This window comes from Advenella sp. (assembly GCF_052108595.1).
Lineage (GTDB): Bacteria > Pseudomonadota > Gammaproteobacteria > Burkholderiales > Burkholderiaceae_B > Advenella.
On record NZ_JBQEAU010000080.1, the window covers coordinates 1 to 21,758 of the forward strand.

Sequence of the window (21,758 nt, forward strand, 5' to 3'; positions counted from 1 at the left end):
GGGTGATAATCAGCAGCCAGGCAAAGGTGGTCAAATGCCCACTGTCAGACAGCCCATCGATAATATCCTGAAACGAGCCCGCGCCCGTGCTCGGCGTCATGATTCTCAGGCCAGAGTCATACCACGGTTGTGTAAATGCGATCGATTGCGCCCGCTGCCTGGTAATGGTGAGGTTCGTTACTGCAGCATCTATCTCTCCCTTGCCAACCGCTTCTATCAGTTTGCGGTAAGAGGGATAACTTCGATAGGTTGACGACAGCTGCAGCTTGTCTTCAAGAGATTGCCAAAGCTCGATTGCCATGCCGGCATATTGCCCATTTTCCCGCAGGACAAAAGGCGGGCTTTCATAAACACCGACCGTCACCGGCTTGGATGCGGCGCCTTGATCTTGCGCCCGGGCTAGGCCGGGAAACAGGCCGATCACCAGTGCCAGGGCGGCAATCCCCAGCGTTCGCGTTACCCATCCCAGGCAGCCAGATTCAAATGCACCGTGTTTTTTCATGTCTCATCAATATTCGTTCATAACAATATGAGCGTCGGCTGAACAGGGATCGTGCCCAGGGCATAGTAGCCCTTGCTTTGCAACGCTCATAACAAGATACTGCACCCGCAACGCTCACATGCTCCTTTATAAACCATATTCGATTGCCAAACCGGCTGTCGGCAGCCCACAGCGGTGACTGACCCTTGGGAATGGCCAATCTGGCGGCGCACCAGCATGTTGATGCCTGCAAAGTTGGTACACGCCGAATAAACCCGATGCCAGCTGCGGGTTGCCTTGGCCCGGGCGCGCATGGCCTGTCAGAAGTGCTGTACGCGTTTACCTCTGCGGCCAATAACAATGGCAGTGCGTTCGCCGGCCTATCTGCCAACAACCGCTATACGGGGGCCGGCTTTTCTGGATCAAGCACACTATCTGCGCATATACATGGGTCATCTGCGGCACAAGCTGGAACAGGATCCGGCCCGGTCCCGGTTTATTCTGACTGAAACCGGCGTCGGATACCGGCTTGAACTTTGAACGGATACTGCAGTTTGCCGCCAGGCGGTTTCAGGGCGGCGGTGCCCGCACTTGCTGGCGTAACGGAGATAACGGAAACAACCGGGATACCAATCGTGGTTGCTTGCAGGTGAACCGCATGAGTTATGTTCATATGGCGGTACGCTTGAACAGGCCTATGGTTTGCTTAAGGAACGCCGAGTGATCGTTTTTGCGCCAACTAAGCATGATGGGCGAAGTGAACCCAGGTTCGTCCAGGTTCACATACACGACATCATCACGATGCAGGCGACGCACCGATTCGGGCACAATCGCAATGCCGATCGTCGCAGTCACCAGGCCAATGGCCGTCTGCAATTCATTGACTTCCTGAATGACCTGCGGTGAATATCCTTTCTGCCTGAACAGATTGAGCACGTGGTCCGCATAGCTTGGTCGCGGTTTGGCCGGGTACAGAATGAGCGGTTCATCCACGATGTCTGCAAGCCGGACCGATGCGTTATCGGCCAGTCGGTGCGTGATGGGCAGCGCCACAACCAGCGGTTCATCGGTCAAGACCAGTCGCTCGATCTCGTCGTCTTTGAGCAGGATTCGTCCGACCCCGATATCGATTCGGCCCGATTTGAGCGCTTCAAATTGTTGCAGGGTGGTCATTTCCACCAGCCCGATTTCCACCAGGGTGTTCAGTTGGCGCAATTGGCGAATCAGGGCCGGCATGTGTCCATACAGCGTGGACGGTACAAAGCCGACACCGAACCAGATGCGGTCGTTTTTGCCGATCCGGCGCGTGGCGTTAACCGTTTCCTGCAGCCGCTGCGTCATTTTTTCAGTTTGGTCCAGGAAGTAGCGACCTGCATCGGTCAGCGCGATACCGCGACCCAGGCGCTCGAATACCGCCACTCCCAGTTCTTCTTCCAGCATTTTTATTTGCCGGCTCAGGGGCGGCTGGGCAATATGCAGAATCCGCGCTGCCTTTGTAAAACTCAGTTCCCGGGCGACGCACTGGAAGTAGCGAATCTGTCTTAACTCCATATTCATACCTTAAAAGTATCGATTACGCCAAATATAGTCTTAGACACGGACAAAAACAATACGGATAATAAAGAAAACAATATAACGGCCAACTGCGCCGGGCGCCTGAATGCGGCCTTGCTGCAGTAGCACCGCCACTCATAGCGTAAGGAGATGCAATTGAAACACAATACTCGTCGACGACCCGGCATCAAAGCGGTTTGCGCAGCGACCGCCATTGCCGGTCTGTTTGCCGCCGGAGCCGCAGCTGCCGCCTATCCGGAACGTCCCATTACCTGGATCGTGCCTTTTCCGCCGGGGGGTGCCATGGATGTCATTGCGCGCACGCTGGGCGAGTCGCTTGCCAAAGACCTGGGTCAGCCGATTGTCGTGGAAAACAAGCCGGGCGCCGGCGGCAATATTGGCGCGGCCCAGGTGGCCAATGCCAAGCCGGACGGTTACACGATCATGATCGTGGCCAATGGTATGGCCGTCAATCCATCGCTATACAAGAAACTGAGCTACGATCCGATCGCAGACTTCGAACCGATTTCGCTGCTGGCGGATGTGCCCAATATTCTGGTGACGCAATCCAGTCGCAAGGATGTCAATTCAGTTAAAGACGTTATCGAGCAGACCAAAGCCAATCCGGGCAAATACACGTATGCGTCTGCCGGGGTGGGCACCTCTATTCACCTGGCTGGGGCGCTGTTTACCTATCTGGGAAATTTGGATATGCTGCATGTGCCCTATAAAGGCAGTGGCCCGGCAGTCTCGGATCTGCTGGGTGGTCAGGTGGACTATATGTTCGACAGCATCACGTCCTCCAAACCACATATTGATGCAGGCAAGCTCAAGGCGCTGGCGATTACCACGACCAGGCGCTCTGCCTCATTGCCCGATGTCCCGACCATTGCCGAAAGCGGGCTGCCCGGGTATGAATTGCGACCCTGGTTTGCGACTTTTGCACCGGCCGGCACGCCTGCCGACGTTATTCAGACGCTGCAAAAAGCCATGATCCAGGCGATGGAAACCGATAAGGTGAAAACCACGTTCAAGACCATCGGCGCCGAAAAAATCGGCAGCACGTCAGAAGAGCTCAAGGCTTATCTGCAGTCCGAAACCGGCAAATGGAAGAAAATTCTGTCCGAAACGGGTATTTCGGCACAATGAGTGTGACGGTCCAGGTGAGCGCGACGGCACGAGCCGTAGCGTTTAACTGTTGCATTTGTCCCAATAATATCAAGGATCAAATATGTTATTCATGGTAGAAATGGCTGTAAACATCCCTCATGACATGCCTGCAGAAGTGGCTGCCGACATCAAGGCCAGGGAAAAGCAATACTCGCAGGACTTGCAGCGTGCCGGTAAATGGCCGCATATCTGGCGCGTTGTAGGCGAGTATCGCAATGTCAGTATTTTCGATGTGCAGGATAATGAAGAGTTGCACAATCTGCTGTCGGGATTGCCGTTGTTTCCTTATATGGATATTCAGGTAACGGCATTGTGCCGGCACCCGTCGGCAATCTGACGCTGTCGTAACCCGGTACAACGATCTCGCATCGTGCCGGCTGTATTTTTTCTACTTGAGCCGGCCGTGTTCGTTCTATTTGAACCGGCCGTATTCTATTTGCGTGTATAGAACGAAATCTTGTCTTCATCCAGCGCGATGCCCAGGCCAGGTCCCTGAGGGATCTTCAGGGTGTAGTCGCTGTAGTCCAGCGGTGTGGCCAGAATCTCATCCTTGAGTAACAGCGGGCCGAACATTTCCGTTCCCCACTCAAGCCGGGTCAACGTAGAGAACAGATGGGCGGCAGCAATGGTGGCAATGGAGCCTTCCAGCATGGTGCCGCCATACAAGGCGATATCGGCTGCCTGTGCAATGCCGATCAGGTCACGCGCGTTTTGCAGGCCGCCGGCCTGTTCTATCTTGATGGCAAATACATTGGCGCAATGCGCACTTGCCAGTGCAAATCCGTCCTGCGGGCCTTTGAGAGACTCATCTGCCATGATCGGCACAATGCCCAGCGCCGTCAGGCGTTGCATACCGGCCAGGTTTTTTTCATGGATGGGTTGCTCCACCAGTTCGACTCCAACATCGGCCAGCGCACGCAGGTGCTGTGTTGCCTCGGTTTCCGACCATCCCTGGTTCACATCGATGCGAATGCTGGCCTCATCGCTTAGCGCCTGTCGGATGGCGCGAATGTGTTTCAGATCATCTTTGGGCGCTCGCATGCCGACCTTGAGCTTGAAAAGTCGGTGGCGGCGTGTATCGAGCATCTGCTGTGCTTCGTCGATATCTTTCTGGGTATCGCCACTGGCCAGGGTCCAAGCGACACTGATCCGGTCATGAACGGCGCCGCCGAACAGCGCATTCAGTGACACGCCCAGGCGTTTTGCATAGGCATCGTAGAGCGCAGTCTCGATTGCGCATTTGGCAAAGCGATTGTCCTTGATGGCCTTGTCGATGCGTTGGCGCAGGGCTGCCAGCCCTGATGCAGGCTGGCCGATAAGCAACGGCGCAAAATAGCGATCGATGTTGGTCTTCATGCTTTCGGGGCTTTCGCCACCGTAATTGAGTCCGCCAATGGTGGTCGCCTCGCCGATGCCTTCAATCCCATCGGAGGTTTTGACACGGACCAGGACCAGGCATTGGTTATGCATGGTAGCCACGGACATTTTGTGCGGGCGAATGGTAGGGATATCAAGAATTTGCGTACTTACTTCTACTATGGTTGCATCCATATCCATTTCCTCTGATAGCGGATTTATATTCCTGTTCCGAGTATATAAGTCAGGCGGCGCCCGGTCTAATATGTAATTTGTTCATAGGTATACCTTAAAGGTATCGAAACCATGAAGGTGCGCGCTACGCTCGAAAATGACACATTCGCTGCGTTGCGGCACGCAAAAGGACACGCGACTGGACGTGGGATGCCCTTCAAGATTGACACCAGAAAATGGTCGCTAGGGTAAACGCCCATTAATCGAGATCAAAGGGTATCTTCCAAAAAAATTAATTGTCCCGTGAATCTATACCGTGCGAATATCAATAATAGACTCCCGGAGCAACCGTCAGGAAGCAACTGAGAAGAGTATAAAAACGATCAGGAGACAACAATGGCATGGATCTTAAAATGGGTTCCGCGGCTGATGTTCGGCGCGACCAGTATTTCGTTTGCAACAGCGGTTCTGGCGGCAGATATCACAATAGGCGCTGCGTTTCCCCTAAGCGGCCCTAACGCCAGCTATGGCGATATCTTCGGGTCCGGTGCCAATCTGGCTCGGGATCATATCAACGAGGACAATTTGCTTGGAGACAAGCTGCAGATTCAGTATGAAGACACTCAGGCATTGCCCCAGCAGGGCGTGATCAGTATGAACAAGCTGGTCAACGTGGCACGGGTGCCCTATGTGCTCTCGGCGTTTACCGGTGTTTCTAAAGCGATTTCTACAACAGCGGCACGAACCAAAACGGTCGCCGTCAATGGTGGGGGTGTCGGGCCGGATCTGGCCAGTCTTGGTGACTATTTTTGGAATGTGATTCCGTTGGCCACAGACGAAGTCAAGGCCATTTTGCCTTATCTGATCAAAGAGAAAAATCTGAAAAAATTTGTCCTGGTCTATGTCGATGATCCACTGGGAGAAGGCATCAGAAAGGAACTGGAAACAAGCCTTCCACAGGCGGGTGGCGAACTGGCGGAGTCGCTGTCCGTGCCGGCAACAATGCAACAGTTTGCCGGCATTGCCGCTCGGGTACGCGCCGCCAATCCTGATGTTATCTATATAGCTTCTTACGGATCCCAGCAGTCTCAGATGATCAAGCAATTCAGAGACAATGGCGTCAAGCAGCAGATTGCCAGCTACAGCGCCTTTTCCATTCCCGAGACCAATGCCCTGCCGCAAGCCAAGGGGGCGGTATATACCACGCAGAATATCGACTGGAAGTCCGAAGATCCGGTAACGAAACGCTTTGTTGAGGATTATCAGTCCAAGTACAACAAATTGCCGTCAGCGTATATAGCCAACTATTACAACGCAGTTCGTCTGTTTGGTCTGCTGGCCAGTGAACTGAAGAAAAAAGGCGAACCCATTACCGGTGAAAATCTTTTGCGCCAGCGTAACGAAACCAAGTCCTTCGACCTTGTTGGCGGCAAGGTTACCTTCGCCGAGAACGGAACAGTGATCAGTCCAATGCAGGTAAATGAAATAGACGGGGCTGGCGGAAAAGTTGTATCGGTAACCGAAAAGTAGACGGGAAGTATGTCTATGTTGGCCGTTCAGCTATTGATCAATGGAATACAAAGCGGTGCGCTATACGCCCTGATCGCAGTAGGATTTTCTCTGATTTTCGGATGCACCAGGATCTTCCATTTTGCCCATGGTGCAACCTTTACCATTGCTGCCTACATTTTCTATTATCTTTATTCGATGGCCCAATTGCATTGGGTATTGGCTGTGCTGGCATCAACAATCGGGGCGATCATCTTTGGTATTGTGCTCGATAAGTGGATCTACGCGCCCATACAGAGGCACGAAGGGTCATTTTTTACTGTGTTTGTGGCTTCGCTTGGCGTTGGCATTATCGTTCAGAATCTGATTGGGATGATCTTTGGAAGGGGATTTGTGTCTGTTACAACTCCGCTTTCCGAAAGTGTGCAGCTCATGCCGGGATTGTTCGTTTCGCCGCTTTCAGGCCTTGCCATCATTTGTATGCTGGCATTTTTCTTTGCACTGCAGGTATTTCTTAACAGAACGCATATTGGTATTGCCATGCGGGCACTGTCCGAAAATCCGGCTCTGGTTCGCATTTACGGACTAAACCCCCGGCATCTTTCTACCCTGGTTTTCGCTATTGGTTCTGTGCTGGTTGTACCAGCGGCCATCCTGACTGGAGCCAGCTCGGGCCTGAACCCCGCCATCGCGCATCATGTCATGCTAATCAGTCTGGCGGCAACCATTGTGGGTGGCGTAGGGAGTATGAAGGGCGCTGCGCTTGCCGGAATGCTGCTGGGCATCACAGAAAATGTTGCCCTGATCTATCTTGGCCCCCAGTGGAGTGAAGCAGTTACGTTTGTGGTGTTGTTCCTGTTCATTCTGTTGCGGCCATCGGGCTTTTTCGGCCGTGCGATAGCCACCTAGCTGCGATTCAATCATGCTTGCCTATATTCTGAACCTTGCCACACTCATTTGCATTAATGCCGTTCTCGCGCTGACCCTGAACTTCATCATGGGCTATGCGGGAATTTTCTCCATGGCACATGCGATTTTCTTCGGATTGGGCGCCTATACAGCGGCATACGTTGCCATGCACTTGAGCGTTTCCATTTTTCTGACGATTCCAATCGCAATGTGCGTATGCGCGCTGGTGTCGCTCGTTCTGGCCCTGCCTGCATTGCGCGTACGTGGTGAGTATTTTGTAGCGGCCTCGCTAGGCCTGCAGGTCATCGGCGTGACCGTTTTTTCGGAATGGAAGTCCTTTACAGGCGGCATTGGCGGCGTGATTGGCATTCCGGCCGCCAATGTTTTCGGTTTTGATGTGATCGACCCGGCGCAATTTCTGTTACTGGCATTCGTTTCACTTATTGTTGTTGCCACAATTATCACGATTTTGTCGCGTTCCAGTTTTGGCCGCAATCTTCAGGCAATTCGCGACAGCGAGTCGGCTGCCTATGCCATGGGTAAGAATGTTGCCGTCATAAAAACACTGGCAGTGGTGATTTCTTCTGCGTTATCAGCCATTGCCGGTGCGCTTTACGCGTTCTACAACGGTTTTATCAATGTAGAGAGTTTCACGCTTGATACGTCGGTGCTGCTGATGGCAATGGTGATTATTGGCGGTACCGGAACCCTGTTGGGACCATTGGCGGGCGCCGTTATCCTGATGGTGCTTCCCAGCCTGTTCAGCTATATGTGGTTCCTGCCGCAGACAGAAATCGGTGCAATTCAACAAATTGCATATGGCATCGCCATGGTGCTGCTGATGATTTTTCGCCCAGGCGGGCTTATTGGATCGTCCGGCAAACAGGCTAAATCATGACTGAAAATCAAGTGCTCTTGCGTATATCAAATCTTCAAAAAAATTTCGGTGGATTGAAGGTGACGCAGAATGTATCGCTTGATATGCGGGCCGGTATTGTGACGACCCTGGTGGGCCCCAACGGTGCTGGCAAAACGACGTTATTCAATCTGATTACGGGGCATCTTGCCCCGACCGGTGGCGATATTCTGTGGCGGGGAGAGTCTCTTGTGGGGCTCCCGCACTGGAAAATAGCCCGCAAAGGTATTGCAAGAACGTTTCAGGACTTGCGTTTGTTTGACCGAATGACGGTTGAGCAAAACGTGTTGTCGGTGATGGAGCCCATCGCCTGGTTATGGCAGCCCGGAGGGCGCTCAGGACTTTTGCAACGAAGACAGAAGGTAAAGGATATTCTGGAAAAAACACGTCTTTCCCACAAATCTGGCGTTCGGGCGCTGGATCTGTCCTACGCCGAAAGAAAGTTTTTGAGTATGGCCAGGATTATGGCCGCAGATGCAAAAATATGGTTGCTCGATGAACCCGCTTCAGGCCTGGACCGGGGCTCATACTCTCATTTCCTTGATTTGTTGCGCAGTGAAGTCAAAGAAGGCGTCACCGTTTGCATTATTGAGCACAACCTGGATATTGTTTATAGTATTTCCGATCGTGTCGCCTTCCTGGATCAGGGCAAATTGATGGCAGACGGAGATCCCGATGTCGTTCTGAAAGATCCCCACTTGACGGCGATTTACTTCGGGGAGAGAGCACAGTGACAGGGACGATGATAAAGACCATCGATTTGACCGTAGGCTACGGCGGTCGACCGGTTCTTGAGCATTTTAACTTTGAACTGCGCAAGAGCGAGGTGCTTTGCCTGATTGGGCATAATGGTGCCGGAAAATCCACGTTGATCAAATCGCTTTACGGACTGATTCCGCGACAACATGGAGAGATTTTCATTGGTGAAGAAAAAGCGGATCGTATCGAACCCAGGCTGTTGACGGACAAAGGTATTTCCCTGGTGCCTGAAGGTCGAGGGATTTTCCCAGGCCTCACGGTTCAGGAGATCATGAAAATGGGCATGTGGGCTGCCGGTATCGCCAAGGATCAACGGGCCGATCGTCTTGAATGGGTCATGTCGATTTTGCCAGCGCTAAAAGATTTTTATCATCAAAGAGCGGGCACCTTGTCTGGAGGCCAACAGCAGATTGTATCCATTGGCAGGGCGATGCTTTCCCGACCCCATTGCCTGCTGATGGATGAGCCGTCAATCGGGCTTGCCCCCAAGCTGTTTCAGGATTTGTTGCAACCGATCCGCGAACTGCAACTTTCAACCGGCATGTCCATTTTGCTCGTTGAGCAAAATGTCAGAGAAGCCCTGAAAATATCCGATCGGGTACTGGTAATGAAGGCAGGGGCCATCATCCAGGAGTCCTTGCCGCAAGATCTATCGGATAATGCAAAACTGATGGAGCTCTATTGAGATGCAGGCCTGCACAATTGTTGATTTGCTGGAGCATCACCGGCGCGAGTGCCCGGACCGGATCGCCTTTATCGACGGTGATCAAAGATTTACCTATGCTCAATTCGCTGATCTGTGCGACCGCGCCGCCTACTGGCTGCAAAAGCAGGGCATCGGACAGGGTGACCGGGTCGCTGTATGGCTGGTAAACCGCATGGAATGGCTGGCTCTGCTGTTCGGACTGAGCGCGCTGGGTGCGACGCTGGTAACGGTCAATACACGGTACCGCTCGCATGAGGTCTCTCACATCCTGGAAAAATCCGAAGCCAGCATGTTGATTCTGGAGCCGGACTTCAGAAAAATCGACTTTATGTCCATCCTCAGGCAAGTGAATGAACAGAGCCTGAAACACTTGAAGTCGATCGTATTTGTCAATCCCTCAGGCGAGATGCCCGATTGTTTGTTGAGCAAACCGGTGTCGGCCTTGGCGCTAGAGGCGTTACCGGATGATTTTTCAGTCCCGCGAAATGATGCGGCGCATGCGCTGTGTATTCTGTTTACCACATCGGGGACCACCAGTGCACCCAAGCTTGTCATGCATACACAACGCACCATATCGGCGCATAGCCAACATGTTGCACGGGCCTACCGGTTCGAGCAAGCGGGCGTGAGATTACTCGCTGCGCTGCCGTTTTGTGGTGTATTCGGTTTTAATGCCGTGTTCGGCTGCTTCGCAGCAGGAAAGCCAGTTGTGCTGATGGACACGTTTGATGCAGCACAGGCGAACATATTGATAAATGAGCATCGGGTTACTCATTTATTTGGCAGTGATGAAATGTTCAGCCGAATGCTGGATCACACCCATAGCCCGATACCGTTTCCGTCGGCGCGTGTGTTCGGCTTTGCTGCGTTTCATGCAGGGTTCGATAGCTTCGGTAAAAAGGCGTGGGATAGAAAAATGCCGATGTATGGCCTGTATGGATCCAGCGAGGTTCAGGCGTTGTTTTCACTGCAGCCGCCCGACATGCCATTGAATGAAAGACTTCTGCCGGGAGGCGTTCCGGCCAATCCGCAGGCGCGACTGCGGATTCGTGATCCACAGACCCGTCAATTGCTGGGTACAGGCAAAAGTGGGGTAATCGAGATTTATGCCGATACCAATTTCATCGGTTACCTGGACAATCAAGCCGCAACTGATCAGGCAGTCGATGCTGAAGGGTATTTCTGCACCGGGGATCTGGGCTACTTACGGGAAGATGGAAGTCTTGTCTATCAAACCCGTCAGGGAGATGCGATTCGTCTGGCCGGTTTTCTGGTCAATCCGGCCGAAATTGAAGATGTGCTCAAGGTGCAGCCTGGCGTGGATGACGCCCAGGTCGTGGGCGTAGAAGTGGACGGCCAGAATCGATGTGTTGCCTTTGTCATTGCCAGCAAAGGGTGCGCATTCGACGAGAATGCGTTACGCACCCGTCTGGGGCAGTCGATCGCCGCCTTCAAGTTACCGGTTCGCATTTGGGAAATAGACGCTTTTCCTACAACCATGAGTTCAAACGGCGTCAAGATTCAGCGCCGCAAATTAAGAGAAATGGCACAGGAAACATTAGGATAAGTCGATGAGCGGATATTATTTTGAAGATTTCAACGAAGGCCAGACTTTTGTGAGCGGTGGCAGAACGATTACCGAGACGGATCTAACCATGTTCGCCATGATCTCCGGCGACTGGAATCCGATCCATGCTGACATGGAGTTTGCAAAATCCACCCGATTCGGCCAGCGTGTTGTGCATGGCGTATTGGGGATGGCGGTCAGCACGGGCATGATGCATGAAATGGGTATATTTCATGATTCGGTGATTGCCATGCTTGGCTATCGCAATTGGGATTTTCTGGGGCCGTTGCTGGTCAATGACACCATTCATTTGAAACTGACCATTCTGTCTACAGAACTGGGTAAAAGCGGCAATAGCGGGAAAATCGCCCGTCGTTTTCAATTGATCAATCAACGTGACGAAGTCGTACAGGACGGCCAAAGCGATGTTCTGGTCTTGACTCGACAGGGCGGCCAAAGCGCGCAGCAAAAATAGTAAGCAGCGCCTGCACTCGGGTGGCACGCATGATGTTCGCGGACTGCCGATACAGATCCAACTTTCGGCATCTACGGGTAAATCGGTATTAAACAGTGGTGAAGCATGCCTTCATGAATTACAGATGGCGACTCTCCCCTTTAGCCGCTACTCTGATCGCATAAATCGAACCGACTAGCGGGAGACACGAATGAAACTTTTGCAATCCATTCCAGGTGGGGTGCTGGCTACTTTGCTATTGGCAGGTACCGCCAACGCGGCCTGGCCGGAAAAATCCATCACGATTATTGTGCCCGCTGCGCCCGGCGGCACGACAGACATGTCTGCCAGGCTGGTGGGCGACAAAATGAGCAAAACCCTGGGTCAGACAGTGGTGGTGGAGAATAAGGCCGGTGCGGCGGGCATTATCGGTTCGCAGGCCCTGGCCCGCAGCAAGCCTGATGGCTACACGCTGGGCATGGGCAATGTGGGGCCCAATGCAATCAACTATAGCTTGTACAAAACGCTGCCCTATAAAAAGGACGATTTCAAGCCCATTACGCTTGTCATCTCGGTGCCGAACGTGCTGGTTGTCAACAGCGAGACGCCGGTCAAATCGGTCTCTGAACTGGTCGCTTATCTTGCTGCCAATGAAGAGCGAAGAACGTTCGGCTCCTCGGGCAAGGGGCAGTCGCCGCATCTTTCTGCAGAGATGTTCCTGCAACGGATCAAACAGACGGCTCAGCATATTCCCTATAAAGGTGCAGGACCGGCCGTATCAGGCCTTCTGGGCGGTCAATATACGTTCATGATCGATAACCTGCCCAGTTCCATGCCGTCTATAAAATCAGGTAAATTCAGGGCCCTTGCGGTCACGGGCGATAAGCGTTCGGCACAGTTGCCGGATGTACCCACCATGAAAGAAGCGGGTATTGATAATATGGTCGTCAATGCATGGTTTGGATTGATCGCGCCAGCCGGCACGCCGGATGAGATCGTCAGTAAAATTCAACAGGCCGCCAAAGATGCGCTGCACAGCGACGATATCGTTTCACGATTCAAATCGCTCGGTGGTACCCCTGGCGGGAACACGCCAGAGGAGTTTGCAACTTTTATTAATGATCAGCAGCATTTGTGGGCCGATACGGTTCGTGCTGCGAATCTGCAAATGCAATAGGATACGCGACTATTTCAGTTGGCATATTGCTCCTGCGCAGCCTTCCACCTCGCGTACTGTATCGGAAGGCATACCGCGCAGGGCCGGTACCCGGCAGCGATGGCCGTTGCTTCATCGGCAAAAAACACGCGATGCTTCACATAGCCCCCACGGGCGATGGCCTGCAGGGCGGTGCGGCAATCCAGGCAACCATAGATTTTGCTGCGTCTGTGCCCGCCCAGCTTACCAGGACGCGTGCTGTGCCAGGGTTTACCGTCAGTTCCGGTCAGTGTCCAGTAGCGAGCGCTGTTCATGTGTATCTCTCTGATTGTCTCCGGGCGCGTGGTGAAAAAACAGTTCCAGCCCGATGCGCTGGCCGCTGCGTACGCGGCTGATGGCATGTTTCATATTGACCCGGTAAAAGCCGTGGCTTCCCTTGAAGGGACGCTGGCCTGTGCTCATGATGGCGATATCGCCCTGCTGCAGCGACAGGACAAGGGGTCGCGACTGCATGCGCGGGCGCTGTTCTGTCATGACCAGCTCGCCGCCGCGAAAATCCCGCTGCGGTTCGCTGAGCAGCAGCGCCGCTTGTAACGGAAACACCCGTTTGCCGTCGTTGTGTTGGTGCAGGGCAATATAGTCTGATTCCTGCAATCGATGCAGATGCGACAGTTGTCGGTTCTGATCGGCATCGTGATTAGCCTGTAGAAAACTGTCCAAGGTGTCGGGATAGCGGTATCCGATTTCCAATACTTCGTTCCAGCGATTGGCGATGGGCGCCAGATGGCGGTAGAGCTGCTTACGCAAAACGGCAAGCACTTCGGGCAGTTTATCTTCAAAAAAGAACAATTGGCCGCGGCCCAGTTCACACTGGGCCGACGACATACTGCGCAGGGTCAGGTCATTTATCTGGCCGCTTATCTTGTCGCTCAACTGCTCGCTTAACTGGCTGGCCAGTGCCTGAACCTGAGCAGCAGACAACAAGCCGGGGAGCAGGGTGTAGCCTTCGCTGTCCAGGTCAGTGCAGATGGCTGCCCAATTCAGGCGATCTATGTGGTTTGTGAGGGTGGTCATGGGTACGCCCTGGAAACTTGCTTAACGGGCATCATGAAAAATGACCCCCAGTGTGTGACGCCTGCCGCTATGCACGACGCTCACGCCGTGGCGCATCGCGACTTTGCGTGTGCCGCCGCGTTTGCCAGGTGCGGGTCGGTGGTTGACGGTGAAGATAAGCGCATCGCCTTGCTGCAGCGGAATTACCTCGGCACGCTGGCCGGCTGCGGCGGTTTCCGTCATGATGAACTGGCCGCCCGTAAAATCGCGATCCGGTGCAGACAGCAGAATGGCTACCTGCAAAGGGAAAACATGGTCGCCATACAGGTCCTGGTGCAGGCAGTTATAGTCGCCCGGGCCATACTGCAGTATCAGTGGGGTGGGGCGGATCTGGCCGGCAGCATGGCATTGCGCCAGGAACGTATCCAGCGCCGGTGGGTAATGTACATTCATATTCAGTTTGCGACTCCAGCAATTGGCGATTGGCGCCAGATGCGGATAAAGCAGATGACGCAGCCGATCAAGCAACGCCGGTAGCGGATAGGCGAAGTACTTATATTGTCCGCGGCCAAATCCATGACGGGCCATGAAGATGCGGCTGCGATAGTCTTGCTCCCGGTCATAGCCGGCAGCCAATGCTTCACATTGCGCTGCGGTCAACAGGCCTGGCACGATTGCATTGCCGTAATCATTGAGCGCGCACTCGAGTGCGCGCCAGTCTGCGTTATTGATTGTGGCGGCATAGGCGGCGTCAGGTTTAGCCGATTCACCTTTGTCCATTTTGTAATTACCCCTTTTGTATTGATCCAGTTCGCCCTTATCCATTTGTTGCTCCAATGCGTGGACGCAGCGGGCTCGCCCTCTGCGCGTAAACCAGGATGCTGCCACTTGAAGTCGGGCCTCCGATAGGAGTGCTGACGCCCGCGCGAGTATACCGTTTGTATGAGGGCAGAACAAAGCCAGGCAGTTCAATGACATATGAGATATTTTATTGGCAGTGATGACAATAAACAAAGTGTAGATAGCGCTTTGCGATCTGACAATCCGCTACTTGCGATTGAAATAGGGATAAGGTGATAATCTGTTGTGACGAGCCTGGCGTCAGGATTCAGCTTTTCGCTTTTCTGTTGTACGTCAACGGGCATACCGAGCAGTACTCTGGCGGCGTGGTTGCCCGAAGGTAAAAGCAGCAGGTCTTGCGGATCCTGATCAGCTTGTCGTCACACCGCGTGTGCGCAAAATGATATTGGGCAAGCGGGTTTTCCTTTACGCCGAAAACAGAGGCGGGTGCATTCAGCAAATAGTCAAAATCTTCCTGGATACGGGCCTGTTTGTCTTGCCCGGCGCTGGCGATCATATGGCGTTCGTATTGCGAATAAATGCGCACGGCCATGTTCTCCCACAGAATTTTGGGTGATACACCAGAGGCCGCGCTCAGTGCTGCCCACACCGGGGCCAGGTTTTCAGCAAACAGCTGTCGCACAACGCGTTCGCGCCATTGCGGGCGTTCTCCGGCTTGCGGGCAAGTGACGGCCAGATCGATCAATGGCATGCGCGATTGCCACTTGCCGTCGTGCTGGTATTCAAGAACCGTGTTGTCCAGGGACAGATTAAGGCCCTTGTCGAAGATGGTCATTGCATACAGGGCTGCGGCAGTGCTCAGGAATGCGATTCTTTTGCCAAGCAAAGACGCGGTCACCTTGAGTGTGGGTGACCCGATGATCGGGCCGATTTCACGCAGCAGCATGGTGCAGCGCACCGGGTCCAGCAGATCCGCCGTTGGCACGCAATAGTCGGGGTGGCGTTCGCTGGCATCAATCAACATGAACCTGGTGGTCAATACCTGCCACTGGTTCGCGTCAAAGCCGGCGGCCCTAGGAAGCGTCAATGCCTGCACTCTGGATTCCTTTGCCAATGGGGATGCACATGGGGGTGCCGTAAAGCGGATCTTTTACAATTTTGCTTTGCAGATGAAATACATCCTGGACCATGGTTGCATTGAGCACTTGTGCCGGGGCGCCTTGTGCGTAGACCTGTCTGTTGGCAATGGCAATCATGTTGTGTGCATAACGGCAGGCCAGATTCAGATCATGCAGGACCATGACAATGGTTTTCTTTCTGGTCGCATTCAGCTCGTACAACAGGTCCAGCACTTCGATCTGGTGCGCCAGATCCAGATAAGTGGTGGGTTCGTCCAGCAGCAACGTGTCGGTATTTTGGGCCAGCGTCATTGCAATCCAGGCACGCTGGCGCTGTCCGCCGGACAGCGCATCGACCGGCCTGTCCTGAAATTCGGTCATTTCAGTTTGCGCCAGCGCCTGCGTCACGATCACCTCGTCTTGCTTTGACCACTGCTGCAGCCAGGTCTGGTGAGGGTACCTTCCCAGGCGCACCAATTGATAAACGGACAGGCCCTCCGGCGCAGTAGGGCTTTGCGGCAAAATGGCCAGTTCGCGTGCCACCGCTGCCGTGGACCGGCGATGGATATCCTTGCCGTTGAGCAGGACCGTGCCCTGTGACGGTCGGATCAGCCTGGCAAAGGATTTGAGCAGGGTGCTTTTGCCGCAGCCATTGCTGCCCACCAACACCGTAATTTTTGCATTGGGAATGGTCAGATTCAACCCGTCAATGACGATCCGGGTATCGTACTTCAGCGTAAGGTCTTGGCTTTCTATAGGATCCATTCGGATTGATCTTTCATAAAAATAATGACATTCGTGCTATGAACGAGAACGCAACAGCAAATAGATAAAGAATGGCGCCCCAATGGCCGACACGAAAATACCGGCTGGCAGATCCAGCGGCAAAAACTGCGTACGACCAATCAGGTCGGCGATCATCACCATATTGGCGCCGACCAGCATGGTCACGACAATCAGACTGGTGCCTGATTTGCCGCCGATCCGCCGGGCAATATGCGGCGCAACCAGGCCGACAAATCCCAGGGCGCCGGTATAGGCAATGGCCGCACCCGCCAGATAGACACTTAATGCCAGCAGGACCAGCCGTGCCCGTTCCATGGAAACGCCAAGGCCGATAATGAGCGCATCGTCCAGTTCATTGACCGCCAGCGTCCTGGCCAGCGCGACCAGCAGTATTGCGGCCGGCAGCAGCCACAGACACAGGGTCGTGACCTCATGCCAGCGCGCGCCATAGACACTGCCCGTCAGCCAGACATAGGCGCTCAGGGTAGAGGAGAGCGGACTGAAGACCAGCAGCATGGTGGTGCAGGCGACCATCACCGCAGAGATCCCCACGCCCACCAGGATCAGCCGGGTGGGCGAGATGCCGCTTTTCCAGGCCAGCAGATAGACCAGCGTGGCGCCGGCAAAACCGCCAGCCATTGCCGCCAAGGGCAGCCATTGCACGCTGAGCCAGGACGTCATGAAAGACAGGAAAAATACCGCTGTCGCCGATGCGCCGCTGGTCACGCCGATAATATCGGGCGAGGCCAGGGGATTGCGGATAATGGTTTGCAGCAACAGGCCGGATACAGCCAGTGCGCCACCTGCCAGCAGCGCCATCAGCATCCTGGGAGTGCGCAAGATGGAGACGATAAAGGCATTGTCGGCGATTGTCCGGCTGCGCAAAGCGTCAATGACTTCCGGCAACGATAGCATGTACTTGCCTGAAGCGAGCGACAGCAGGGCAACCGCCAGCGTGATCAGCAGCAACAGGACAATCACTGTGCACGTGCTGGTATTGATTTGGCGTGAATACCAGTGGTTGCGCACGGTCAGCCATTTATCCATTGCGCATCCCCTTTCTGGCCATATGGATAAAAAAGGGCGCACCCAGCAATGCAGTGACCACGCCGATCGGCACTTCCTGGGGAATCAGCACCACACGGGCCAGCATATCTGCAAGCAACAGCAGCAACGCACCGAAAACGGCATAGCCGGGCAGCAACCAGCGAAAATCCCCCGGTAGTATGCGGCGCACGATGTGCGGCACGATCAGTCCGATAAAGCCGATATTGCCGGCCAGCGACACCGCGCCGCCAGCCAGCACAATAACAATGATGCTCAATAGCGAGCGAATAACAAATGTGTTTTGCCCAAGGCCCCGCGCGATATCGTCGCCGGTAACCAGAATATTGATATGTCTGGCCAGCACGAAACTGGCGGCAAAGCCGATCAGCAGATACGGATAAATAGTGAGCACGGCATCCATTTGACGCCCGGCAACCGAGCCGGCCATCCAGAACAGAATGCTGTCCAGGCCTTCCTGGCTGATCACCAGCAGCGCCTGGGTGAACGATGCGAACAGTGCGGTAACGGCGGCCCCCGCCAGCACAATGCGAAAGGGGCTGCGGCTGCCGAGCATGCCAATGCAGTAGACCAGCGTGCCGGCAACCGCTGCGCCGGCAAAGGCTAGCACCATGAACTGGGTCAGCGAGGCTGACCCGAATAAAGGCGCCAACAGGACAATGGAAAAAACTGCGCCGGCATTGATGCCAAACAGGCCGGGAGAGGCCAGCGGGTTGCGGGTCACTGCCTGCATCAGGCCGCCGGCCACCGCAAGGCAGGCGCCCACGGCAATGGCAACGGTCATACGGGAAAGCCTGGTGGTGTTCACCAGAATATGGTCGATAGCAATCGGATCGGGTTTAAACAGCGCTCCCAGTACATCGCCCGGTGCAATATAGGTTTTGCCTATAGACAGGCTAAGGACCGCCAGCAGAACCAATAAACCAAAGCCCATTGCCAGCGTGACAAAAGCGCCCGAGCGTGTATGCAGCGTCGTCATTTTTGCACACCTGCGGGAGAGTCAAGCAGTTGCTCCAGTTCATCGAGCATCAAATTGGCACTCAGAATGCCGCCAGCCAGGCTCCAGTAGACGTTGTCTACCAGATAAACCTGCTTGTTCTTTACCGCCGTCAGTTGTTGCCACAGCAAATGCCGGGACCAGTCCTTATAGCGGTTTTGCACGACCCGGCTGTCTGAGCGCATCTGCACGAAGAACACGTCGGCATCCATGACCGGGATGCTTTCTTTGCTCGTCAATTTCATCAGTGGCCAACCGGATTTTCTGAACGGCTCGCTCCAGACGAAGCCCAGATCGGCCAGAACCGAGCCGGCAAAGCTGTTTGCCAGATAGATCCTGACATGGTCGCTGCGAAAATCCAGAATCGACACGGACAATGGCCAGGCCGTGTCGAATTTTTCCTGAAGACGCTTTTTGGTCTGCGCCAGACGCGTATCCCATTTATCCAGCAATACCTGAGCCTGGGCTTGTCGATTCAATGCCTGTCCGATCAGCCGGGTGTTTTTCCTGAATTCATATACTTCGTCCACTGCCACGGTCGGGGCGATATAGGAAAGCAGATCGTAGATTTTTTCATTTCTGAATTTGGAAGCGATGATCAAATCAGGTTTGAGCCTGGCAATATCTTCCAGGCTGGGCTGGGTCTCCAGACCCACCATTTGTACACCTTCCAGGTCTTTACGCAGATAGCGATAAACCGGTTTCTCGGTCCACGACTCCACAGTCGCCAGCGGTTTTACGCCAAGTGCAACCGTGATATCCGTGGCCCCTTGAAACAGCGTGATTACCCGCTGCGGGGTATCAGCAATCGTGGTTGCACCCAGCGCATGCTGCACAGTCAATGGCGCGGCAATGGCATTTGTACAGGCCACGACAAGCAACAGGAACAATACACGCATGTGGTGCGACCGCCAGCCGGCTGAACCGACGTGCGCAGCCGCAAGCACCAGTGTGTGTGCGCGGCCCGGATACGATTCCGTTGGCCTTGTCCACAGTTGTGATATCGTCTTCATCAGAAGTTGACCGAATATCCTACAGTGATGGTGCGACCACGACCCGCAAAATATCGCAGCGGATCAACCACGGCACTTTGCGAATAATAGGTCAGGTATTTTTTGTTCAACAGGTTGGCCGCCGATACGCTGACCGTGCCTTTTGGCAGTTTGTAGTCCAAAGACAAATCAACCAGGGCATACCCGGCGAAGTCCGAGTCTTTTTCGTCGAATTTCTGGCTGAAAGCATAATTGACTTGCAGGAAGGAACTCAGCTTGTCGGTCCATTTGGCAGACCAGCTTGCCACGATGCGGTTGGGCGCCACATTCAATGCCCCCAGTTTGGCATCCAGGCTGCCGTTATCATCGCTGTCATACTTGCCGTGCATATAGGAATAGCCGATTTTTGCGTAATGTCGGTCATTCAGGTGAACACCCAGGCCTGTCTCGATGCCCTGGATGCGGGTTTTTTCCCGTGCCAGCTGGAACTGACCATCGACCGGTACGACCCGTGCGCCGTATTTTGAATTCGATTGGTAATAGCTCAGGTCAAAATCGAAACGGTCGTTTTTGTAGCGCAGACCCACTTCGTAGTTATCTGTCAGTATGGGCTTGAGCGCCTGGAAGTTATCAATAGACTGTCCGGGCGTGTTGATCGAGCGCAATGCACGACCTACATCGGGCATGTCGAACCCTTGTGAGAAACTGCCAAACAAGGTCAGATTATCCGTCGGTTTGTAGACAATACCCGTGCTGAAGAGACCTTCATTGAATTTGAGCTTTCCACCTTGCACGGATACGTTGTTATAGGCAGCCAGGGTGCGATACGATTGCACATCGAGCTGACCCATTTCATAGCGATAGCCGGCAGAAACGGTCAGATTGTCCAGCAATTTGTACTCGGCCAGTACAAACGGTGCGTAGCTGGTGTATTTGGACTCTGGCACATACGTGCGGCCGCTCAGATACAGGCCCTGCTCGCCTTTGTCGATCAACGTGTCAAAACCGCCGGTCAATTTCAGTTTTCCATCCAGCAGATCGTCTTTGGTCAAAGACAGTTTGGTTCCCCATTTATTGGCCTTGGAACGGGACTGATCATACAGCGTGCCCACGGGCGCAATGCGCGCGTCCTGGAATGTGCCAGAATTGGCGGCGCCAAAAAGCCCCTCGAAGCGCTGGTTGAACACCATGGCATTCAATTTGATCCCGGCATTGCCCAGATTAAGGTTTTCGTAGCTCAGGGCTGTGGTCCACACCGTATTGCTGGGCGCCACCCCCTCTGGCGTCCCACGCTGCGAGGTGGACGGGATGCCGGCCTGGCGGTCGCCCTTGATGCCAATATAGTCCATGCGCCCCTTGATCCGATAATGGTTCATGCTCAGTTGCAGCTTCTGGTCATCGTCGATCCAATAGCCGAGCTTGGCCAGAATGTTATAGGAGCGCGAGCTCATCAGATCGCCCTGGGTATTGTCGGCGGCAATCATGTTGTTCCAGCCGTCCAGCGCCAGTCCCTGGCTTTCATAGCTGCCGGAGAGCAGATACTCAAAGTTCCCACTACGGCCATTGATGCCATACGTGGTCTTGTATCCCATGGTCTCAGATTTCAATTGTGATGTGGGGGTGGTGGCCTGAATACCAAAATGCTGGTTGACCGTACCCGGCTCCGGGCTCTTGGTCACGATATTGATCACCCCGCCGGTGCCGCCAATGCCGTTGGATGCTGTCGCGCCGTTGATGACTTCAATGTGATCGACCATGGAGTAATCAATCGTATGCACTTCACGCCCAGTAGGGCGCAAGGGGTTCGATTGCGGCACGCCATCAATCATGATCAGCGGTGTCCTGCCACGCAGGGTTTCGCCACTGCCGTTCATTTTGTCGCGGCTCGGCGTGTAGGCCGGCAGCAAATTGCTCAGGACGCTCGATGAATTGGTTGAAATGGCCAGTTGCTGCTGGATTTGCTCTGAATCAATAATGACGATCTTTTGCGGCGCATTGTCGGGGTCAATATCAGAACGGGAGGCGGTGGCAACAATGGGAGCCAGAACCTGGGGCGCTTCCTGAGCCTTGACTGATGTCGCCGTACAAACTGCTGTAAAAGCTAATAGAATATTTTTATGCATCAGGAGGATCCGATCAAAAGGGGCGAAAAATTGAAATGAGAATTATTACATATTTTTTGAAATTCCCCTGCCAACTCGTGCCAAGACAATTGAAATACAAGGACTTGCAGGC

General features: G+C 54.0%; 22 protein-coding genes and 2 pseudogenes. 12 read left to right on the forward strand and 12 right to left on the reverse strand.

Annotation, left to right across the window (positions count from 1 at the left end; genetic code table 11):
* On the reverse strand, nucleotides 1–502 hold a 502-nt coding region (locus ACTIKR_RS14210; protein WP_442328166.1), incomplete at its 3' end, for a transporter substrate-binding domain-containing protein.
* A 266-nt stretch (nucleotides 503–768) separates the two neighbouring features.
* On the opposite strand from ACTIKR_RS14210, the pseudogene ACTIKR_RS14215 reads away from it, so the two are divergent.
* Both ACTIKR_RS14215 and ACTIKR_RS14220 read left to right on the forward strand, forming a co-directional pair.
* Nucleotides 769–882, forward strand: a pseudogene (locus tag ACTIKR_RS14215) (potassium-transporting ATPase subunit KdpA); the annotation flags it as partial.
* Nucleotides 883–886: 4 nt separating this feature from the next.
* Nucleotides 887–1,021, forward strand: a pseudogene (locus ACTIKR_RS14220) (winged helix-turn-helix domain-containing protein); the annotation flags it as partial.
* Between the two features lie 129 nt (nucleotides 1,022–1,150).
* Here ACTIKR_RS14220 and ACTIKR_RS14225 read toward each other — a convergent pair.
* Nucleotides 1,151–2,032 carry a LysR family transcriptional regulator gene (locus tag ACTIKR_RS14225; protein ID WP_442328167.1) on the reverse strand — a complete coding sequence of 294 codons (882 nt, stop codon included), beginning with the start codon at nucleotides 2,030–2,032 and terminating at the stop codon, nucleotides 1,151–1,153.
* Nucleotides 2,033–2,185: 153 nt separating this feature from the next.
* On the opposite strand from ACTIKR_RS14225, the gene ACTIKR_RS14230 reads away from it, so the two are divergent.
* Nucleotides 2,186–3,184: a Bug family tripartite tricarboxylate transporter substrate binding protein gene (locus ACTIKR_RS14230; protein WP_193090743.1), complete on the forward strand. Its 999-nt coding sequence runs from the start codon at nucleotides 2,186–2,188 to the stop codon at nucleotides 3,182–3,184.
* A gap of 82 nt (nucleotides 3,185–3,266) precedes the next feature.
* Nucleotides 3,267–3,542: a muconolactone Delta-isomerase gene (gene catC, locus ACTIKR_RS14235; RefSeq protein ID WP_193090744.1), complete on the forward strand. Its 276-nt coding sequence runs from the start codon at nucleotides 3,267–3,269 to the stop codon at nucleotides 3,540–3,542.
* A gap of 95 nt (nucleotides 3,543–3,637) precedes the next feature.
* On the opposite strand, the gene ACTIKR_RS14240 is transcribed toward catC, so the two are convergent.
* The gene (locus ACTIKR_RS14240; RefSeq protein ID WP_442328168.1) at nucleotides 3,638–4,756 is read right to left on the reverse strand and encodes a muconate/chloromuconate family cycloisomerase; all 1,119 of its coding nucleotides are present in this window, start codon (nucleotides 4,754–4,756) and stop codon (nucleotides 3,638–3,640) included.
* Nucleotides 4,757–5,131: 375 nt separating this feature from the next.
* On the opposite strand from ACTIKR_RS14240, the gene ACTIKR_RS14245 reads away from it, so the two are divergent.
* The 8 genes from ACTIKR_RS14245 to ACTIKR_RS14280 all read left to right on the forward strand — a co-directional run bounded on the left by ACTIKR_RS14245 (nucleotide 5,132) and on the right by ACTIKR_RS14280 (nucleotide 12,732).
* Entirely contained in the window at nucleotides 5,132–6,265 is a 1,134-nt protein-coding gene (locus tag ACTIKR_RS14245; RefSeq protein WP_193090746.1) for an ABC transporter substrate-binding protein, read from the forward strand.
* A gap of 9 nt (nucleotides 6,266–6,274) precedes the next feature.
* On the forward strand, nucleotides 6,275–7,153 hold the full coding sequence (locus ACTIKR_RS14250) for a branched-chain amino acid ABC transporter permease (RefSeq protein ID WP_226817344.1): 879 nt from the start codon (nucleotides 6,275–6,277) through the stop codon (nucleotides 7,151–7,153).
* Nucleotides 7,154–7,166: 13 nt separating this feature from the next.
* Entirely contained in the window at nucleotides 7,167–8,051 is an 885-nt protein-coding gene (locus ACTIKR_RS14255; protein ID WP_193090747.1) for a branched-chain amino acid ABC transporter permease, read from the forward strand.
* Entirely contained in the window at nucleotides 8,048–8,803 is a 756-nt protein-coding gene (locus ACTIKR_RS14260; protein WP_193090748.1) for an ABC transporter ATP-binding protein, read from the forward strand. The genes ACTIKR_RS14255 and ACTIKR_RS14260 overlap by 4 nt, the downstream gene beginning before the upstream one ends.
* An 8-nt stretch (nucleotides 8,804–8,811) precedes the next feature.
* Nucleotides 8,812–9,513, forward strand: coding sequence for an ABC transporter ATP-binding protein (locus ACTIKR_RS14265; protein ID WP_193090749.1), 702 nt, complete (start codon nucleotides 8,812–8,814; stop codon nucleotides 9,511–9,513).
* Between the two features lies 1 nt (nucleotide 9,514).
* Nucleotides 9,515–11,101: an AMP-binding protein gene (locus ACTIKR_RS14270; protein ID WP_442328169.1), complete on the forward strand. Its 1,587-nt coding sequence runs from the start codon at nucleotides 9,515–9,517 to the stop codon at nucleotides 11,099–11,101.
* Nucleotides 11,102–11,105: 4 nt separating this feature from the next.
* Complete coding sequence (locus tag ACTIKR_RS14275; protein ID WP_193090751.1) at nucleotides 11,106–11,576, forward strand: MaoC/PaaZ C-terminal domain-containing protein; 471 nt, start codon at nucleotides 11,106–11,108, stop codon at nucleotides 11,574–11,576.
* Nucleotides 11,577–11,766: 190 nt separating this feature from the next.
* On the forward strand, nucleotides 11,767–12,732 hold the full coding sequence (locus tag ACTIKR_RS14280; RefSeq protein ID WP_193090752.1) for a Bug family tripartite tricarboxylate transporter substrate binding protein: 966 nt from the start codon (nucleotides 11,767–11,769) through the stop codon (nucleotides 12,730–12,732).
* 14 nt (nucleotides 12,733–12,746) lie between these two features.
* Here ACTIKR_RS14280 and ACTIKR_RS14285 read toward each other — a convergent pair whose 3' ends face one another.
* From ACTIKR_RS14285 to ACTIKR_RS14325, 9 genes are all read right to left on the reverse strand, one after another.
* Entirely contained in the window at nucleotides 12,747–13,025 is a 279-nt protein-coding gene (locus tag ACTIKR_RS14285) for an Ada metal-binding domain-containing protein (RefSeq protein WP_193090753.1), read from the reverse strand.
* Nucleotides 12,988–13,785: a 2OG-Fe(II) oxygenase gene (locus tag ACTIKR_RS14290; RefSeq protein WP_442328170.1), complete on the reverse strand. Its 798-nt coding sequence runs from the start codon at nucleotides 13,783–13,785 to the stop codon at nucleotides 12,988–12,990. Before ACTIKR_RS14290 ends, ACTIKR_RS14285 begins: the two co-directional genes overlap by 38 nt.
* 21 nt (nucleotides 13,786–13,806) lie before the next feature.
* A complete protein-coding gene (locus ACTIKR_RS14295) occupies nucleotides 13,807–14,589 on the reverse strand; it encodes a 2OG-Fe(II) oxygenase (RefSeq protein WP_442328171.1) in 783 nt (260 codons plus the stop codon).
* A gap of 283 nt (nucleotides 14,590–14,872) precedes the next feature.
* Entirely contained in the window at nucleotides 14,873–15,652 is a 780-nt protein-coding gene (locus ACTIKR_RS14300; protein WP_193089771.1) for an IucA/IucC family C-terminal-domain containing protein, read from the reverse strand.
* Complete coding sequence (locus ACTIKR_RS14305; RefSeq protein ID WP_442328172.1) at nucleotides 15,639–16,448, reverse strand: ABC transporter ATP-binding protein; 810 nt, start codon at nucleotides 16,446–16,448, stop codon at nucleotides 15,639–15,641. Before ACTIKR_RS14305 ends, ACTIKR_RS14300 begins: the two co-directional genes overlap by 14 nt.
* Before the next feature lie 36 nt (nucleotides 16,449–16,484).
* Nucleotides 16,485–17,516, reverse strand: a complete 1,032-nt coding sequence (locus ACTIKR_RS14310) for a FecCD family ABC transporter permease (protein ID WP_442328173.1) — start codon at nucleotides 17,514–17,516, stop codon at nucleotides 16,485–16,487.
* A complete protein-coding gene (locus ACTIKR_RS14315) occupies nucleotides 17,509–18,513 on the reverse strand; it encodes a FecCD family ABC transporter permease (protein ID WP_193089768.1) in 1,005 nt (334 codons plus the stop codon). Before ACTIKR_RS14315 ends, ACTIKR_RS14310 begins: the two co-directional genes overlap by 8 nt.
* Nucleotides 18,510–19,430, reverse strand: a complete 921-nt coding sequence (locus tag ACTIKR_RS14320) for an ABC transporter substrate-binding protein (protein WP_442328174.1) — start codon at nucleotides 19,428–19,430, stop codon at nucleotides 18,510–18,512. Before ACTIKR_RS14320 ends, ACTIKR_RS14315 begins: the two co-directional genes overlap by 4 nt.
* Nucleotides 19,431–19,543: 113 nt before the next feature.
* On the reverse strand, nucleotides 19,544–21,646 hold the full coding sequence (locus tag ACTIKR_RS14325; RefSeq protein WP_442328175.1) for a TonB-dependent receptor: 2,103 nt from the start codon (nucleotides 21,644–21,646) through the stop codon (nucleotides 19,544–19,546).
* Between the last annotated feature and the right edge of the window lie 112 nt (nucleotides 21,647–21,758).